15 protein-coding genes and 1 riboswitch are annotated in these 17,035 nt (G+C 66.3%); of the genes, 10 read left to right on the top strand and 5 right to left on the bottom strand.

Annotated elements, in window-relative coordinates; genetic code table 11:
- Positions 1-61: 61 nt before the first annotated feature.
- The gene (locus KF785_01115) at positions 62-496 is read right to left on the bottom strand and encodes an Hsp20/alpha crystallin family protein (protein ID MBX3145341.1); all 435 of its coding nucleotides are present in this window, start codon (positions 494-496) and stop codon (positions 62-64) included.
- 167 nt (positions 497-663) lie between these two features.
- Between KF785_01115 and KF785_01110 the strand changes: the two genes are divergently transcribed.
- The 4 genes from KF785_01110 (at position 664) to folP (ending at position 3,905) form a co-directional block, all read left to right on the top strand.
- On the top strand, positions 664-1,167 hold the full coding sequence (locus tag KF785_01110; GenBank protein MBX3145340.1) for a PaaI family thioesterase: 504 nt from the start codon (positions 664-666) through the stop codon (positions 1,165-1,167).
- A gap of 99 nt (positions 1,168-1,266) precedes the next feature.
- Positions 1,267-2,082 carry a cyclase family protein gene (locus KF785_01105; GenBank protein ID MBX3145339.1) on the top strand — a complete coding sequence of 272 codons (816 nt, stop codon included), beginning with the start codon at positions 1,267-1,269 and terminating at the stop codon, positions 2,080-2,082.
- Positions 2,083-2,148: 66 nt separating this feature from the next.
- Positions 2,149-2,520, top strand: coding sequence for a dihydroneopterin aldolase (gene folB, locus KF785_01100; protein ID MBX3145338.1), 372 nt, complete (start codon positions 2,149-2,151; stop codon positions 2,518-2,520).
- The gene (gene folP, locus KF785_01095; protein ID MBX3145337.1) at positions 2,517-3,905 is read left to right on the top strand and encodes a dihydropteroate synthase; all 1,389 of its coding nucleotides are present in this window, start codon (positions 2,517-2,519) and stop codon (positions 3,903-3,905) included. The genes folB and folP overlap by 4 nt, the downstream gene beginning before the upstream one ends.
- 42 nt (positions 3,906-3,947) lie before the next feature.
- Here folP and KF785_01090 read toward each other — a convergent pair whose 3' ends face one another.
- From KF785_01090 to thiC, 4 genes are read right to left on the bottom strand one after another with little or no spacing between them, the layout of a single operon-like run.
- Positions 3,948-5,387 (bottom strand): MBL fold metallo-hydrolase, encoded by a 1,440-nt coding sequence (locus KF785_01090; protein ID MBX3145336.1) that lies wholly within the window; start codon positions 5,385-5,387, stop codon positions 3,948-3,950.
- A 7-nt stretch (positions 5,388-5,394) separates the two neighbouring features.
- Positions 5,395-6,147 carry a sulfite exporter TauE/SafE family protein gene (locus tag KF785_01085; GenBank protein ID MBX3145335.1) on the bottom strand — a complete coding sequence of 251 codons (753 nt, stop codon included), beginning with the start codon at positions 6,145-6,147 and terminating at the stop codon, positions 5,395-5,397.
- 37 nt (positions 6,148-6,184) lie between these two features.
- Positions 6,185-8,491, bottom strand: a complete 2,307-nt coding sequence (locus KF785_01080) for a response regulator (protein ID MBX3145334.1) — start codon at positions 8,489-8,491, stop codon at positions 6,185-6,187.
- Positions 8,492-8,539: 48 nt separating this feature from the next.
- A complete protein-coding gene (thiC, locus tag KF785_01075; protein ID MBX3145333.1) occupies positions 8,540-10,216 on the bottom strand; it encodes a phosphomethylpyrimidine synthase ThiC in 1,677 nt (558 codons plus the stop codon).
- Between the two features lie 37 nt (positions 10,217-10,253).
- A riboswitch (TPP riboswitch) is annotated at positions 10,254-10,351 on the bottom strand.
- A 77-nt stretch (positions 10,352-10,428) separates the two neighbouring features.
- On the opposite strand from thiC, the gene KF785_01070 reads away from it, so the two are divergent.
- The 6 genes from KF785_01070 (at position 10,429) to KF785_01045 (ending at position 16,960) form a co-directional block, all read left to right on the top strand.
- Positions 10,429-10,905 (top strand): DUF4442 domain-containing protein, encoded by a 477-nt coding sequence (locus tag KF785_01070; protein MBX3145332.1) that lies wholly within the window; start codon positions 10,429-10,431, stop codon positions 10,903-10,905.
- Positions 10,902-13,217, top strand: coding sequence for a TonB-dependent receptor (locus KF785_01065; protein MBX3145331.1), 2,316 nt, complete (start codon positions 10,902-10,904; stop codon positions 13,215-13,217). Before KF785_01070 ends, KF785_01065 begins: the two co-directional genes overlap by 4 nt.
- A 66-nt stretch (positions 13,218-13,283) precedes the next feature.
- The gene (locus KF785_01060; protein MBX3145330.1) at positions 13,284-14,279 is read left to right on the top strand and encodes a nitronate monooxygenase; all 996 of its coding nucleotides are present in this window, start codon (positions 13,284-13,286) and stop codon (positions 14,277-14,279) included.
- A 21-nt stretch (positions 14,280-14,300) separates the two neighbouring features.
- Positions 14,301-14,657 (top strand): DMT family protein, encoded by a 357-nt coding sequence (locus tag KF785_01055; protein ID MBX3145329.1) that lies wholly within the window; start codon positions 14,301-14,303, stop codon positions 14,655-14,657.
- 239 nt (positions 14,658-14,896) lie between these two features.
- Positions 14,897-16,090, top strand: coding sequence for an exo-alpha-sialidase (locus KF785_01050; GenBank protein ID MBX3145328.1), 1,194 nt, complete (start codon positions 14,897-14,899; stop codon positions 16,088-16,090).
- A 54-nt stretch (positions 16,091-16,144) separates the two neighbouring features.
- A complete protein-coding gene (locus KF785_01045; protein ID MBX3145327.1) occupies positions 16,145-16,960 on the top strand; it encodes an alpha/beta hydrolase in 816 nt (271 codons plus the stop codon).
- The last annotated feature ends 75 nt before the right edge of the window (positions 16,961-17,035 follow it).

Raw genomic sequence — 17,035 nt, 5'->3', positions numbered from 1 at the left:
CGCGCATCACCCTGCCCGGGTGCGCACGACGGCGGTGGTGAGGCAGAAGCCTCGGGGGGTCTTAGCTCGCGGTCACAGCAATCTGCCGCGGCTTGGCCTTCTCGACCTTGGGCAGCGTGATGGTCAGCACGCCATCCTGCGATCGTGCGCCGATGGAGCCGACGTCGACCGTTTCAGGCAGGGTAAAGACTCGACTGAAACTGCCATAGCGCCGCTCGGATCGGGTCGCGGTGTCGACCTCGAGCTTCTTCTCGCCACTGACGGTCAAACGGTTGCCGTCGACTTCGACCTTGACGTCCGACGCCTTCACGCCGGGCAGCTCGAGCGCCACTCGATAGGCCTGCTCATCCTCGGTCACGTCGACCGCCGGAAGCCACCCGCCACCGTTCGGTGCGGCAGCTCCGTTCGCCAAGCCGAAGGTCTCATCGAACAAACGATTCACCTCACGCCACGCGCGCCGAGACTCGGTCGGACGCTCCATCCATCGAACCAACATTCGGCCACTCTCCTTCAAATACAGTTGTTCTGGAACCGTGAGCCACGCGGCTGCACGACTGCCAGCTGAAAACGCAGTCCGCATGCCGCCCAAACCCAGCCAAACTGGCGGATATGACCCAAGAAGCTGTACCTGAACCTGTCAATGTGGCACTTGGAGGCGTTCCGATGGCAGGCCCGTTCGAGTCCGTTGCCGGGTTCATTATTCTTCCCGGCATGCGTCGCCTCAACCCGGCCTATCTTGCGAGCCTGTATGAACGAGTTCGGGCCGCGCCATTCCCGCATCACATCTCGATGCAGCTGGTTGAGATCGAGCTGGATCGGTGCCGAGTCGAACTGGAGGCCGGAACTCAGCACCTGCAGCCGTTCGGAATTGTCCACGGGGGGGTCATCGCGACTCTGGTCGATACCGCCACGTTCTGGGCGGCGTTCGCACCGATTCCGGAAGACGCAGGGCTCGTCAACGTCGACCTCAAGCTCAACTACCTCGAGCCGGGACGACCGGGCCGGCTGATTGCGGAGGGCACGCTGATCCGGGGCGGACGGACGGTTTCCTACTCGGAGGCGACAATCAGATCCCACGACGGGCGGCTACTGGCGAGGGGAGCTTCGACCCTGATGGTGCTCCCGGGTAAAGGCCTGGATATCCCGGCGCCAAAATTCCTCGACTGAGTCTTCCGCCAGCGCGGCGACTGCAGTACATACAGGGATTATCACCGACCGATTCCAGCCTCCATCCACCGCGACGCGCTCCACGCGCGGGATCACGACATGGCAACGATACGCCCGACCGCCCTGCTGCTCTCCGTCGCCGCGCTTGCCGGCTGCGCTCCGCCGGCATCCGACTCAGGCTTCGATTTGTCGCGTTACCAACTGGTCGACCTGACGCACGCGTTCACGCCCGAGACGTTGTACTGGCCGACCTCGCCCTCGGGCTTTCGCCTCGATGAGTTGGCCTACGGACCGACACCGGGAGGCTGGTTCTACTCATCCTACGCCTTCGCGGCCCCTGAGCATGGCGGCACTCATCTCGACGCGCCGATCCACTTCCACGAAGGGGGACGCACAGCGGATCAGATTCCGCTCGAGCAACTGGTCAGCAAGGCCATCGTAATCGATCTGTCGGCACGAGCGGCCGAGGACCGCGATGCGCGGCTGTCGGTCGACGAGGTCACCGCCTTCGAGCAGCAGCACGGCCGGATTCCCGCTGGTGCCTTCGTTCTGCTCAAGACCGGGTGGGACCGCCATTGGGGCAACCGGATGGCGTACTTCGGCGACACGACCGCCGGCGATGCATCGAGGCTTCACTTTCCGGGATTCGGAGTGGATGCGGCCAAGCTCCTGATCGAAGACCGCCAGGTCACGGGGCTCGGGATCGACTCACCCTCGATCGACTACGGCCCTTCGGCGGACTTCCTGGTCCACCGGATCCTGAGCGCGAAGAACGGAATCGCGCTCGAGAACCTGACCGGCCTCGACGCACTCCCCCCGATCGGCGCGACGGTCATCGCGCTCCCGATGAAGATCGCCAAGGGCTCGGGAGGCCCGGTTCGGGTCATCGGGCTGGTACCGCGCGCCGGCCCCTGAGCCGCCTTCCCACCACCTGCGCGCCTTGGGTGGTCGTAGGCACTGCTGCGCTATCTTAGAGCCGCCATGGCTTTCACGATTGCTGTTCAGGGGCTCCGCCTGCCGGTTTCGATCGGCTGGACCGACGCCGAGCGCGCTACGCCTCAGACGATCCGCTTCGACGTGAGCATCGAACTCCCCGCCGTACCCCCTGCCGTTCGCAGCGATGCCCTGGCGGACACGGTCGACTACGGCGCCGTCTGTGATCGGATCGAGCAGCTGGTCAGCGAGCGACCATTCAAGCTGATCGAGCGGCTGGCTGGAGCGGTCGACGAGGCGCTCGACGATCTGCTGCCCGGCGGCAGCAGCCTGACCATCACCGTGACGAAGGAACGGCCGCCGATCCGCGCGGTCGAGGGTGGTGCATCGGTGACGCTCCGTCGCACGATCGTGCGATGACACGCCGGGTCCTGCTGGGGTTGGGCTCGAACGTGCCCGATCGGATCAGCCACCTCCGGAGAGCCATCCGCGCCCTGGGCCAGCCCAGCGGTGATCGATTCCGATTGCTTGGCATCTCGCCGATCTACGAATCCGACGCGCTCCTGCCAGACGATGCGCCGCCGGACTGGAACATTCCCTACCTCAATCTCGCGGTCCTCGGTACTACGAGCACGGCGCCTCTCGAGCTGCTCGACTGGCTCAAGCAGCTCGAGCTGCAACTCGGCCGAGGCAACGGACCGCGCTGGTCGCCCCGGCGGATCGACCTCGATCTGCTCGCCATGGAGGGTGTCAGTCTCGAGCTACCGCGGCTCAGCCTGCCCCATCGCGAGGCAGTGCGGCGGCCATTCGTACTGCTTCCCATGGCGGACCTCGTTCCCAGTTGGAGGTTCGCTGCGGAACCCGGCGGCGCTCAAGTATCTGCAGCCGAGTTGGCCCGCCCCTGGCGTGCGGATCCAGAGGCCGTGCCGTTTCGGACCCGACGAGTAGCACAACGTCTGACCGAACTGGTCGGCATAGTCAACATCACACCCGATTCGTTCGCTGATGGCGGGCGCTGGCTCGATCCCTCAGCGGCGATGCGTCATGCGGCGGGTCTGGTCGCCGACGGGGCGTCGGTCATCGACCTCGGCGCCGAGTCGACCCGGCCCGGTGCCGCACCGGCAGACGCCGAAGGGGAATGGCGCCGCCTCGAGCCCGTTCTTACCGGCCTGCGGAGTCGTTGGAGCCGGGGAACGGGACCGCTCCTCTCCGTCGACACTCGCCACCCGGCGACGGCGCGGCGGGCGGTCGAGGCCGGGGTCGACTGGATCAACGATGTCGGTGGATTCGGCAACCCTGGAATGGTTGGTGCGGTTCAGGGCTTCGAGGGCGACGTCGTGGTGATGCACAGCCTGTCGGTGCCACCCCGGTCGGACCTGGTGCTCCCGGCAGCTACGGATCCGGTCTCGTCGATCTGCCGCTGGGCGGACGCCCGGATCGAAGCCCTGGTACAGGCCGGGATTCCGCTCCACCGGATCATCATCGACCCTGGCATCGGATTCGGCAAGACGGCGCAGCAGACGGTACAGATTCTCTCGCGCATCGGTGAACTGCGCCAGCTGGGCGTCCGCCTCCTCGTCGGCCACTCGCGCAAGTCGTTCCTGAAAACCCTGTTTGCCGAACGGGAGGGCGCCCCTTGCTGGGATCCCGCTGATCGGGAAGTCGAGACGATCGCGCTCGGTCAGAGTCTCGCGGGGTGGGGCGTCGACTACCTTCGGGTCCATGGCGTGCGTGACCTGGCGCGGGCCCTCGCAACCGCTGCGCTGGTCGGGCCGCCCGCGGTGTGGCACCCGACCGCTGGCTGAGCAGCGCGCCGAGCTACCGCCCGCCGCCTGCTATTCGGATGGCTAGGCGTTGCCTCGACCGCGTTCGACCGCTCCTCCGCGGGCCATCCACGCCAGAAAGCCGCCGCTCAGATCCGTGACATCGGCAAAACCGCTGGCACGCAGCACGCTGGCGGCCACCGCCGACCGGGCGCCCGACTGGCAGTGTACCCGAATCGGCACATCCTTCGGCAACTCGCCCAGTCGCGCCGTCAACTCGGGGAGGGGGATCAGGCGGGCACCGGGGAGGTGCCCCGCGTCCCATTCCGGGCGATTCCGAACATCGAGAACCACTGACTCACCACTCTGCTCCCCTTGCAGGCTTTGGATGTCCTGCAGTGAAGCCGTCGCCAGCGCACCTTGCTCTGCCGCCCACTCGGACACCGCTGCGGTCCCTGCCGCACCGACCAGCTGCTCGAAGCCGATGACGACGAGCGACTCGACCAGAGCCTGGACCGACTCGGGGCCGGCCTCAGCCAGGATGAAATAGAGGGGCCGGTCGTAGGACAGCACCGATCCTGCGTAGGAGGTGAAGCTCTTGTTGAGGGGCAGGTTGAGCGACCCCGGGATGTGTCCGGCGGCGTACACCGCGGCAGGACGGGTATCCACGACCACGCCCTTTCCGGCCGCAACCTCGCTCGCAAGGTCAGCAGCCGTGACGATGCGTGGCTCGGGCAGTCTTCCCAGCACCGGCGGGCCGTCACGATTGATCACCTTCATCCGCCCGAAATAGCCGGGCGGTTCAGGCTGACCCGCGAGCACCTGGCGAACGAACAGCGCCTCATCATCCGTACCGAGCGCCCAGTTATAGCGGCGCTCGTACCCAACCGTGCTCTGTGGTACCGCTCCCAGTCCCTTGCCACAGGCAGAGCCTGCTCCGTGGCCAGGCCAGACCTGGAGGTGATCCGGCAGCGTCTTGAACCACTGCAAGCTCTGAAACAACTGGTGCGCACCTGCTTCAGCGGTTCCGGCCACATGCGCGGCGCGCTCCAGCAGGTCAGGGCGACCAACATCGCCGACGAAGACGAAGTCGCCGGTGAGGATGCCCATCGGGGCGTCGGCCGCCGCGCCGTCGGTCACCAGGAAGCTCAGGTGCTCGGGTGTGTGGCCGGGTGTGTGTTTCGCAACCACCCGGATGTTCCCGATCGTGATGGTGTCACCGTCTCCGATCACGGTCACATTGCTTTCACCGCGAAAGGCGTACTGCCAGTCGGCTGGCCCGGCTCCCGTGAGGTACATCCGGGCACCCGTGGCGGCTGCCAGTTCCCGGATACCGGAGACGTAATCGGCGTGGATGTGGGTGTCCGCAACCGCGACGATCTCGAGACCCTCCTGGCGCGCAACCGCCAGATAGGGTTCGATGACACGCGTCGGGTCGACCACCAGGGCCGTCCCGTTGGCCTGGCATCCGATCAGGTACCCTGACTGGAAGAGATGGTCGTTGGCAATCCGTCGAAAGAACATGAGATACCTACCTGCCGGCAGTGAACAGAACGGTGACACCAATGACCACGAGCACTCCCGCGAAGGCCCGCCGCAGCGTCACCTGTGACATCGATGGCGCCAGGCGCGTACCGATCAGCGCACCGAGAGCCATGGGAACCATGAAAAGAGACGCGGCGCCCAAATCGAGCGCCGCGTGGCGAAGATGCGTCAAGAGTCCGACAGTACAGCTCACGACGATGAGGGCGAGGCTGGTTCCGACCGCGCGACGCATTGCCAGGCCGCCCATCAAGGTCAGCACCGGCACGTACAGAAAGCCGCCGCCAACACCGACGAGACCCGTCAGGAAGCCCACCGCGGCGCCGAGCACGGCAATCAGCCACCATGATCGCCGCGGCCCGACCAGCTCGGTCTCGACAGCCGAAGGTGCCGGCCAGGCAAGCATGGCCACCGACGCACTGAGGAGCAAGGCCCCGAACACAACCAACTGCATCCGCGATGAGACGAACGCGGCGGCGACGCCGCCACCGAACGCCCCGACCATGGCCGAGGGCGCGAAAGCGGCAACGGCATCCCAGCTGACGGCGCGGCCTCGCTGATAAGCCACCAGGCCAACGGCGCTGGCGACACCGACAATCAGCAGACTCATCGGCACTGCGGCCTTGATGCTGTACCCCAGGACGTATACGAGAACCGGCACGGTCAGAATGGCGCCGCCTGCCCCGAGTATACCCAGGACAACGCCGATCAGCCCAGCGAGCACACCACCCAGCAGTGTCATTGCGCCCGTAGTCTAGTCGAAACCGCCTCAGCGCGCCTCAGTCGAGGTCCGATTCGCGCCGGCGTTCCTGCCGGCCCCTCCCGACGAGATCGATGAGTCGACGAAGGTCGAACGGCTTCTGCAAGACCGGTGCTTCGAGGCGCTCGAGAAACTCAACCACCCCTGACGACGTGGTATCCCCCGTGATGACGATCGTCCGCGCAGCAAGCTCCGGATAAACGAGGCGGAGCTTGTCGTACAGGTCCATCCCCGAGACACCCGGCATCCGAAGGTCGGTCACGATCGCATCGTACTCGACTGCGCGCCCGCCGACCTCGATCCGAAGCCAGGCCTCCGCTCCGTCGGCGGCGTCATCCACCAGCCAGCCCCGTCGTTCGAAGGCGCGTCGCATGGCGCTCCGAATCGAGGCCTCGTCGTCGACGATCAGCACCCGACCCGGCTGCTCGGCAGCCAGTGCATGCTGGATCTCGGTTTCCTGCGCAGTCAGCAGCAGCGGCGGCATCCGGCGGTCGACGATCGGAAGCTCGACCGAGAAGCGAGCGCCGCCCGTCAACCGGTTCTCGGCGGTGATGGTTCCGCCGTGCTGGTCGACGATCGCGTGCGACACGGAAAGACCCAGCCCGGTTCCGTGACCCTCGGGTTTTGTCGTGAAGAACGGCTCGAAGAGGCGCGGCATGATCTCCGGATCGATTCCTGGTCCGGCATCGTCCACCTGAAAGACCACGCGGCTGTCGCGGGCAAACACCCCGAGGCCGACAGTATCGCCGGCGGGTGAGACCTGCAACGCATTGGTCAGCAGATTCGTCAGCACCTGTTCGATCCCGGTCACGTCCACCTCGATCGAGGGCAGGTCCGGGGCAATCGCGACATCGAGTTCAATCTGCCGAGCCGTTGCCTCTCGATCGAAGACCCGGGTCACGCGACCCACCAGGTCAGCGGGATAGATCCGCCGGCGCTCTTCCCGCCTGCTGCGCGCGAAGACGAGCAGGTCGCTCACGATGACCCGACACCGCTCGGCCTGCTGATTGATGGTCGTGACGGCCTCCCGGTCCTCCTCCGAGACGGCCGTCGCCATGAGGTCCTGCGAGAACGCAATGATTGCCGTCAGCGGATTGTTGAGCTCGTGAGCCACGCCGGACACCATCCGCCCCACCGCCTCGAGACGGGCGGCTTGGGCCAGTTCGTCCTGCATCCGGTGATACTCGTGTCGGGCCCGGATCTGCTCGGTCAGGTCGCGCAGCACCAGCACCCAGCCGCGGGCGGGGCCCTCGCCGAAGGTGGAGGCGGCCACCTCGAGCGGAAACTCCTCGCCGTTGGCGCGCCAGCCCACGCACTCGTGCCGCACCGCCACATCGGGGTTCGCCTCGGACCGACGGGTCCGAACCGCCATCTGCTGCCAGAGCGAAGGCCGGTCCGCCTCCGCCTTCAGAAACTGATCGAACGGCTGGCCACGAACTCGGGTTGCGTCAACCCCGAGAATCGACTCGGCAGCACGGTTCATCAGGTCGATCGTTTGATCAGCCCTCAGGGTGACGATCCCATCATGCGCCGCCCGCAGAACCTCGGTGATCCGTTCCTGCTCCGACGTGGCATCCGAAATACGCTCCTGCTCCAGGGCTTTCTCTTGGCGATGGCCGTCCTCAGCCAGAGTCAATGACATACCGACCCCAAGCGTCGCCACCTGCGCAGCATCGACAAAAGCGCTGTAGGAAAGGGTCACGCCGAGCCACCCCCCCATCCCGACTGCGGAACTGTCCGCCGCCAGAACGCCAGCCCAGTAGATGCTGTAGGAGAAAGCCATGAACGCAAGTGCGAGCAAGAGCGTGCTGGCCCCGAGCCCGCGCTGCGACTCCTTGATACCGAGCAAGCGCCAGATGGCAAGTCCCGCCAGCGGAACTGCCACGATTGCCTGCGCCGCCACAAAGGGCTGGAAGTGACTGCTGAGGGCGGCCACGGTAACACCGACCGCGGCCGCAACCGTTGGAATCGCGAACCGTTCGAGCCGGGTTGCGGAACTTTCGCGGGCCAGGACGAATACACCGACCATGACCCACCCGACGAACAGCAACTTGGCAACGTGATGAACGGCCGTCAGCAAGAAGCCGACCGCGGCAAACAGGGAATCACGGCCCTCCGACACGCCAAACTCCAAGCCGTACCGGAGGCCCATGGCCACGAGGGCGATCCACAACGAAACCAGCGCTCGGCGCCACCAGAGCAGATAGGCCCGACCCCCGACTCTCCGCTGCAACCCCATGAGCAGCACGCCGACGAGGACGACGGCGACGGTCTGAACGAGCACGCCGATGAGGCGGATGCCAGCGGGGGCGAGGAGAGCATCCATTGACCGGAAACTAGTCCCCCTCGGCCGCGCCTCAAGTGCGGCGGCCGGTTACGACGGGAGGTAGATCTCCCCACCCGCCCCGCGGAACTCCGCCGCCTTGCGATCGAGTTCCGCCTGCCGCTTGGCCTCGGCGCGCACATCCTGGGTGATTTTCATGGAGCAGAACTTCGGTCCGCACATGGAGCAGAAGTGGGCCACCTTCGCTCCCTGCGCTGGCAGCGTTTCGTCATGAAAAGCACGGGCAGTGACAGGGTCGAGGGCCAGGTTGAACTGATCCTCCCAGCGGAACTCGAAGCGCGCCTTGGACAGCGCATCATCCCATTCGCGGGCCCGGGGGTGTCCCTTGGCAAGATCCGCCGCATGCGCAGCAATCTTATAGGCAATCACGCCAGCCTTGACGTCGTCGCGATTGGGAAGGCCAAGGTGCTCCTTCGGTGTGACATAGCAGAGCATGGCCGTACCGAACCATCCGATCATCGCAGCACCGATGGCGCTCGTGATATGGTCGTAGCCGGGCGCAATGTCGGTGGTGAGCGGTCCCAAGGTGTAGAACGGGGCCTCCTGACACCATTCCAGCTGCTTCTCCATGTTCTCCTTGATGAGATGCATGGGTACGTGTCCGGGGCCTTCGTTCATGACCTGTACGTCGTGCTGCCAGGCAATTCGGTTCAGCTCCCCCTGCGTCTCGAGTTCGGCGAACTGGGCCGCGTCGTTGGCGTCGGCAATGCTGCCCGGCCGGAGCCCGTCGCCCAACGAGAAGGAGACGTCGTACGCCGCCATGATCTCGCAGATTTCGGCAAAACGAGTGTAGAGAAAGTTTTCTTTGTGGTGTGCCAGGCACCACTTCGCCATGATCGAGCCGCCACGACTGACGATCCCGGTTACCCGGTTGGCCGTGAGCGGTACATAGCGAAGCAGCACGCCGGCATGGACCGTGAAGTAGTCGACCCCCTGCTCCGCCTGTTCGATCAGCGTGTCGCGATAGATCTCCCAAGTCAGATCCTCGGGGACGCCGCCGACTTTTTCCAGCGCCTGATAGATGGGCACGGTACCGATCGGCACAGCCGAGTTCCGGATGATCCACTGCCGAGTCTCGTGAATGTCCTTGCCGGTCGAGAGATCCATGACCGTGTCAGCACCCCACAGAGTGGCCCAGCGGAGCTTCTCGACCTCGTCCGCGATGGAACTCTTGACCGCCGAGTTGCCGATATTGGCGTTGATCTTGACGTGGAAGGCCCGGCCGATCACCATCGGCTCGAGTTCGGGATGATTGATGTTGGCGGGAATGATGGCCCGCCCCCGCGCCACCTCGCTGCGGACGAACTCGGGTGTCATGCCCTCGCGGAGTGCCACGAACTCCATTTCGGGCGTGATCTCGTTCCGGCGAGCATAGTGTAGCTGGGTCACCGGACCGTTGCCGCGCAGGATCCTGCGAGTCAACCCTGCCGGCATCGGGATGCCTAACGCCTGATCGCGTCCGGCGACCTCGGCGACCGCCCGATCGAGGATCCACGGCTGACGAATCGGCGGCAACCCGGTTTCGACCGGCAGGCCGTGCGGCCCGCTCGGATCGTACACCCGGATCGGGGGTTCACCGCCGGAGAGGCCGATTTCGCGTACCGGTACCCGGATACCGCGCGTGCCTTCGAGGAAGACGCGACGGGAATTGGGAAAAGCAGTGCCGTAGTCGGTGGACAGGGGTTCGGTAACGGTGGGCGTGGCCATGGCGATCTCCTCATCGGACCGGGCAGGACGACGCGGGACCACCCCCTCGCCGCCTCCCTACGCCGGTCTCAACCGGGTCAGGTTCCAAGGGACTCTCTCAATCCCGCGGCGTGCGGGATACCCCTGGCGGATCACCTGAAGGATAGCGTCGCCTCGTGTGAAAACCCAGACAACGGGTGACGCGGCTCCGCGGTACCGGCCTATCTTTCGCCATGTCCTCCATTTCAGGCACTCTCGGCAACCTCTGGCGGCGGCTTGCTCCGCTGCCCGGCGGACCGTGGCTGTTCAGCCGCATCTTCGGGCGGTTCGTGCCCTACTCGGGGTCGGTCGGCGCAACGATCCGGACCCTGGAACCAGGCTACTGCCGGGTCACGCTCCGGGACCGGCGGCGCGTCCGCAATCATCTCGATTCGATTCACGCCGTCGCACTCGTCAACCTCGGCGAGATGACGAGCGGGCTGGCGATGACGATGGCGCTGCCGGACTCGATCCGCGGAATCGTCACGGAGATCGGGGCGGTCTATCTCAAGAAGGCCCGCGGTGCGCTCGTAGCCGAGGCGCGGGTGACTGTCCCGGCGGTTAGTACGGAGCCAGTCGATTTCCGCGTCGAAACGTCGATCACCGACGCCAGTGGCACAGAGGTCTGCCGGGTCCACACGGTCTGGCGCTTGTCGAAGCGACGATCGTGATCGCTGCCCGACTCGCTCTGGTGCTCGCTGCGGCGATGCCAGCGCTGTTGTCCGGACAGGCTGGTGACTCACTGGCAACCGCGCGGATCCAGGTCGAGCACGATGGAAACCCGGTCGAGGCCGCCCTGGTCAGGAGCGGTCGCCTGGTCCGCCAGACCGATCACGACGGTCTGGCGCTGCTCAGACTGATGGCCGGGCGCCATACGGTGATCGTCTCCCGAATCGGCTACCGGGCGGACAGCTCGCACGTCGTATTGCGGCCCGGTCAGGACACCACGCTCACCATCCGGCTCGAGGCACTCGAGGCCCAGCTCGAGGAGATCGTGGTAAGCGCCACGCGCAGCGAGCGGCGAGTCGAGGACACCCCGCTTCGGGTCGAGGTTATCGACGGTGAAGAGATCGGCGAGAAGATCGCGATGACGCCGGGCGATATCGCGATGATGCTGAATGAGACCGCCGGGCTTCGGGTGCAAACCACCTCACCATCGTTAGGCGGAGCCAACGTCCGGATTCAGGGGTTGGCGGGACGCTACTCGCTGCTGCTGGCCGACGGGCTGCCTCTGTATGGCGGCCAGGCGGGCGGGCTCGGTCTGCTGCAGATCCCGCCCGTCGACCTGGGTCGCGTCGAGATCATCAAAGGCTCGGCCTCCGCCCTCTACGGCAGCGCAGCGCTGGGCGGCGTGGTGAACCTGGTGTCGCGCCGTCCCGGTTCCGACCCGGAGGCAACCGTGATCCTCAACGGCACCTCCCGCGAGGGCTCGGACGCGGTGTTCTATGGGACCGCGCCGCTCTCGTCACAATGGGGCTACTCGCTGCTTGCGGGCGGGCACGGACAGGTGCGCAACGACCTCGACGGCGACGGCTGGACGGATATGCCCGGCTACCGACGTGCCGTAGTCCGGCCTCGCTTCTACTACGCCGATGGCCGAGGGCGGACGGCGTTCGTGACGGCGGGACTGACTGCCGAGCAGCGAGAGGGCGGCACCCTGCCGGGGCGCACTGCCCCTGACGGACAAGCCTTTCTGGAGTCGCTACGGACCTATCGGTTTGATCTCGGCGGCCTGGCCCGATGGATCGTGACGGACGGCATCCTGGAAGGCGCCATCGTGTCGGTCCGTGGATCGGCGATGGAGCAGCGACACGCCCATCGCTTCGGAACGATCGGGGAAGACGACCGGCATCGCACCGTCTTTGCGGAGGCAGCGGTCGCGGTCCCGCGAGGGCCGGTCACCTATGTCGCTGGAGCAGCCTTCCAACGCGACGCCTACCGCGCCAGCAGTCTTCCCACGTTCGATTACACCCATAGCGCCCCTGCGCTGTTTGCCCAGGTCGATCTGGATCCGGCACCGTGGACGGCGCTCTCGGCGAGCGGTCGGGTCGATCAGCACAGCGTGTACGGAACCTTCCTCAATCCGCGGATCTCGCTGCTGCTCCGCCGACCGACCGACCATGCTGGCTGGGCCGGCTGGACCGCTCGGCTCTCGGGTGGAACCGGCGCGTTTGCTCCAACACCCTTCACCGAGACGACCGAGGTCACCGGTCTGACGCCACTGCTCCTGCCCAGCGGTCTCGTGGCCGAACGCGCTCGCAATCTCTCTCTGGATATCGGAGGGCCGGTCGCCACCGCGCTGGGCAGGTTCGAGTTGAACGGAACCTTGTTCGCCTCGCAGGTGCGCCACCCCGTCCAGGTCGAGGAGGCGCCCGGTATCGCGCCCGGCGGCGCCCGGCGGCTGCAGCTCGTCAACGCGAGTGAGCCAACCCGGGTGTGGGGCAGCGAGGTCCTGGTCCGACTGGTTCACCGGCTCGACGGCGAGGACGAGGACGAGGACGAGCACGCTGGCGGGACACCGGACCACCATGGCGGCCGAGCCCTTCGCATCACGGCCACCTATACCCATCTGCGGAGCACCGAGTGCGGCCCCGGCAGCAACGGGTGCCTCCGCCGAGCCACCCCCCTCACACCACGGCACGCAGTCGGGCTGGTGACCAGCGTCGAGGAGGAAGGGAAAAGCCGGGTTGGCCTGGAACTGTACTATACCGGGCGACAGGCCCTCGACCAGAACCCGTATCGCCGCGAGAGTCGTCCCTATCTCGTGGTCGGGTTGCTCGCCGAGCGGCAGTTCGGATCGGTTCGCGTCTTCGTCGATGGCGAGAACCTGGCCGATGTACGGCAAACCCGGGTGCACCCGCTGGTGCTTCCGAGCCGGGGCGAGGGCGGGCGATGGACGACCGACGTCTGGAGCCTGCTCGAAGGTCGGACGGTCAACGGCGGCGTCCGGATTGCCCTCCGCCGGGCCGCCGACCACGACTGAGCGCGCGGCAGCGGACCCGGGGGGGCCATCCCTTCGGCGGCCGACCCCGGTAGCTTTCGTCGGTCCATGACTCTCCAGACACCGCTGACTCAGCATGCCGGGATTGCACTGCCCATCATAGGCGGCGCCATGTATCCCTGCAGCAACGTCGAACTGGTTGCTGCCGTGTCCGAGGCCGGTGGCATCGGGATCGTGCAACCGATTTCCCTGACCTACGTTCATCGACATGAGTATCGGGCGGGGCTCCGCACCATTCGTGAGCTCACGACGAAGCCGTTTGGTCTGAACGCGCTGATCGAGGCGTCGTCCCGGGCCTATCATCAGCGGATGGTGACCTGGGTCAACGTCGCCCTGGAAGAAGGCATCCGGTTCTTCGTCACGTCGCTCGGCAATCCGCGCTGGGTGGTCGATGCGGTGACCCCGTTCGGCGGCGTCGTCTATCACGATGTGACCGAGCGAAAGTGGGCGCTCAAGGGGCGTGACGGCGGGGTGCACGGTTTGATTGCCGTCAACCGGCGGGCCGGGGGTCACTCGGGCGAGCGCTCACCCGAAGCACTGCTGGCTGAGTTGCAGGATCTCGGGTTGCCGGTGGTCTGCGCCGGGGGCATCGGTTCCGGGGCCGAGTTCGCCGCCGCGCTCCGGATAGGATACGCCGGCGTCCAGCTCGGCACGCGCCTGATTGCGACGCCCGAGTGCACGGCAAGCGATGCCTACAAGGCAGCGATCGTCGCCGCCCGGGAAGACGACATCGTTCACACCGAGCGACTGAGCGGAGTCCCGGTCGCGGTCATCCGCACCCCCTATATCGAGCGGATCGGCACCAGGATCGGCCCGATTGCGCGCCGACTGTTCCGGGGTCGACGGACCAAAAAATGGATCCGCGCCTGGTACGGCCTGCGCGGGTTCTACCAGCTCAAGAAGACCTCGATTGCCGGCGAGGCCCGCGCCGACGATCCCGCCCGCGCCGTCTGGCAGGCGGGCCAAAGTGTCGCCACCATCGACCGGATCCAGCCCGTAGCCGACATCTTTGCGGATTTTGCCCGTTCCGCGGAACACGGCTGACACCAACCATCTCAACCATCTATGAATATCCCTGTGATCGCACGGGCCACCGGCCTGCTGATCCTCTCGAACGTCTTCATGACGTTCGCCTGGTACGCACATCTCCGGAACATGAACCAGCGGCCCTGGTATATCGCCGCCCTCGTGAGTTGGGGCATCGCGTTGCTCGAGTACCTGCTCCAGGTGCCGGCCAACCGGATCGGCTACACCGCGATGAACCTTGGCCAGCTCAAGATCCTCCAGGAGGTCATCACCCTCGGCGTGTTCGTGCCGTTTGCGATCTTCTACATGCGGGAGCCGCTCAAACTCGATTACTTGTGGGCCGCGCTCTGCCTCGTGGCAGCGGCGTACTTCGTCTTCCGCAACGGCGGCAGCTGACCAAGCTCTGACCCCGCCCGTCTTCGGCCAGTACAGTGCTGTGTCCCCCCCATCGCTGGCGAGTATGGCGCCGATCCGACTCGGGATCCGCGCGCGACGGGGTTCGATGCAGCACGTGGCGAGGTGTTGTCCCTCGTCACCTCAGGGGTGGCCCCTTCCGTTATCGCCCTGGGATGATCAGCGGGCCGGCCGACATCGACCGTGTAGCGGCCCGAGGCGGCCCGGACCATATTTCCAGGATGCGTTCCCTCACGGTCCTGCTTGCCGCCGCCGTTGCTGCCTGCGCTCCGGCGGCGTCCAACCTCACACCGGTGGACGATTGGACCGGACCGCCAGGCAGCCGAACACCCTTCCTGGCGCCGACCGCTGACGGCGGGCTGCTGCTGACCTGGTTCGAGCCCCGCGGCGACACCGCCTTTGCCCTGCAGATTGCCCGCCGCGACCAGGAGAGTTGGTCGCAGCCACTCACGGTTGCTTCGCATCGACCATTCTTTGTCAATTGGGCCGACTTTCCCTCGGCGGTCGAAACCAGCACCGGCGCCTGGGTCGTCCACTGGCTCGAAAAGGCCGGCAATTCGGCCTACGCCTATCACGTCATGCTGACCCGATCGGAGAATCGCGGACAGACCTGGTCGACCCCGGTAGTCGCGCACCAGGATCTCAGCCCGACCGAGCACGGCTTTGTCGCCATGGTCCCGGACTCGGCCGGCGGAGTGGCCGTCGCCTGGCTCGACGGCGGCAGGATGGTCGATTCCGGCGGGTCCATGACGGTTCGGCATGCGACCTTCACCGCAGCAGGACTCCCCATCAACGAGCAGGTGCTCGACCCGCGGACCTGCGAATGCTGTCAGGTCACGATGGCCCGGGCAGCCGGTGGTCTCGTCGTTGCGTATCGCGATCGATCCGAGACCGAGGTTCGCGACATCGCGGTGGTCCGCGAGGTCAACGGCGCCTGGTCCGCACCGATCTCCGTCGCGGACGATGGATGGGTCATCCGTGCCTGTCCTGTCAACGGGCCCTCGATTGCTGCGGACCGTGAGGGCGTGGCGGTCGCCTGGTACACCGGTGCCAACGAGACGCCCCGGGTCCGACTTGCCTTTTCAGGCGATGGCGGGGCCAGCTTCGGCCCGCCCCTCACCCTCGACGACGGCAAGCCACTCGGCCGGGTTTACTTGCAGCTCACCGCGCCGGCCCGCGCGGTGGCCGTCTGGCTCGAAGACGGCGACAGCCTTGCCACCTGGCGCCTGCGTCGCGTCGACGCCAGCGGCCGGGTCGAGCCCTCGTCCAGCCTAGCGACGACCGATCGCGGTCGCCGCGCCGGATTTGCCCGTACGGCATTGGCGGGCGACAACCTCTATCTGACCTGGGCCGACCCCGGCCCCTCCCCGGCCGAAAGTCGCGTGCGTGTGGTCCGTGCCGCCCTTTCCCGGTAGACGAGGACCGGCTCCGCCGACTGCTCCGCATCAGGCGACCGCCAGCATACCGCCATGACACTGTCCACGATCGACAGCACGCCCTGGGAACCCTATTCGACCGAGGAGCCGGAGGGGGTTCCCCTCGTGATTCGCCGTCAGGTGCTGAGCCCCGGGCTGCGAAACTACCGTGACGTGGTTGCCGCGCTGCCGCTGTCCTATCACCAGGAGCCCGATCGGTCGTACCCGGTCGTCTACATGCAGGACGGCCAGAACCTGTTCGACCCGGCCACCAGCTACGCCGGCGACTGGCGACTCAGCCAGACCCTTGCCGAGCTGAGCCGGGAAGGGACCGAGGCCATCGTGATCGGGATTGCCAACACGGGCAAGCATCGGCTCGACGAGTACAGCCCGTTTCAGCACCCCGGCCGAGGCGGCGGCGCCGGCGACCGGTACCTCGCCTTCATTGCCGAGACGGTCAAACCGATGGTCGACCGCTGCTTCCGCACCCGGCCGGCGCGCCCGGAGACCTTCATTGCCGGGTCATCGATGGGCGGCCTGATCAGCCTGTACGCGCTTTACCGGTACGCCGACGTGTTTGGGGGTGGTGCGGTGCTGAGCCCGTCGCTCTGGTTTGCCAACCGGGCGATTTTTCGCTATGTCGAGGAGAATGCGAACCTGGCCGTCGGTCGCCTGTATCTCGACATCGGTCTCAACGAGCCGGAGTCGGCCATTGCCGACGTCCGTCGGCTGCGGGATCTGATTTCAGAGCGCGGGTCGATGTCGGAGACCGAGTTTGCCTACGTCGAGGACGCGGCCGGCCGGCACAACGAGGCCACTTGGGGCATCCGGGTGCGCCAAGCCCTGTCGTTCCTGCTCGAGAGCGAGTAGCCTACGGTAGCAACCGGTTATGCGTCCGGCAGAACGCCTGTCTTACCGACCGACTGAACACAGCGTACATTCGCG

It is taken from the genome of Gemmatimonadales bacterium (assembly GCA_019637315.1).
Lineage (GTDB): Bacteria > Gemmatimonadota > Gemmatimonadetes > Gemmatimonadales > GWC2-71-9 > SHZU01.
This window is presented reverse-complemented; position numbering and strand designations above follow the sequence as displayed.

Coding starts and splice junctions, on each gene's coding strand:
- KF785_01115 (MBX3145341.1), bottom strand. CDS start 496: ATGTTGGTTCGATGGATGGAGCGTCCGACCGAGTCTCGGCGCGCGTGG.
- KF785_01110 (MBX3145340.1), top strand. CDS start 664: ATGGCAGGCCCGTTCGAGTCCGTTGCCGGGTTCATTATTCTTCCCGGC.
- KF785_01105 (MBX3145339.1), top strand. CDS start 1,267: ATGGCAACGATACGCCCGACCGCCCTGCTGCTCTCCGTCGCCGCGCTT.
- folB (MBX3145338.1), top strand. CDS start 2,149: ATGGCTTTCACGATTGCTGTTCAGGGGCTCCGCCTGCCGGTTTCGATC.
- folP (MBX3145337.1), top strand. CDS start 2,517: ATGACACGCCGGGTCCTGCTGGGGTTGGGCTCGAACGTGCCCGATCGG.
- KF785_01090 (MBX3145336.1), bottom strand. CDS start 5,387: ATGTTCTTTCGACGGATTGCCAACGACCATCTCTTCCAGTCAGGGTAC.
- KF785_01085 (MBX3145335.1), bottom strand. CDS start 6,147: ATGACACTGCTGGGTGGTGTGCTCGCTGGGCTGATCGGCGTTGTCCTG.
- KF785_01080 (MBX3145334.1), bottom strand. CDS start 8,491: ATGGATGCTCTCCTCGCCCCCGCTGGCATCCGCCTCATCGGCGTGCTC.
- thiC (MBX3145333.1), bottom strand. CDS start 10,216: ATGGCCACGCCCACCGTTACCGAACCCCTGTCCACCGACTACGGCACT.
- KF785_01070 (MBX3145332.1), top strand. CDS start 10,429: ATGTCCTCCATTTCAGGCACTCTCGGCAACCTCTGGCGGCGGCTTGCT.
- KF785_01060 (MBX3145330.1), top strand. CDS start 13,284: ATGACTCTCCAGACACCGCTGACTCAGCATGCCGGGATTGCACTGCCC.
- KF785_01055 (MBX3145329.1), top strand. CDS start 14,301: ATGAATATCCCTGTGATCGCACGGGCCACCGGCCTGCTGATCCTCTCG.
- KF785_01050 (MBX3145328.1), top strand. CDS start 14,897: ATGCGTTCCCTCACGGTCCTGCTTGCCGCCGCCGTTGCTGCCTGCGCT.
- KF785_01045 (MBX3145327.1), top strand. CDS start 16,145: ATGACACTGTCCACGATCGACAGCACGCCCTGGGAACCCTATTCGACC.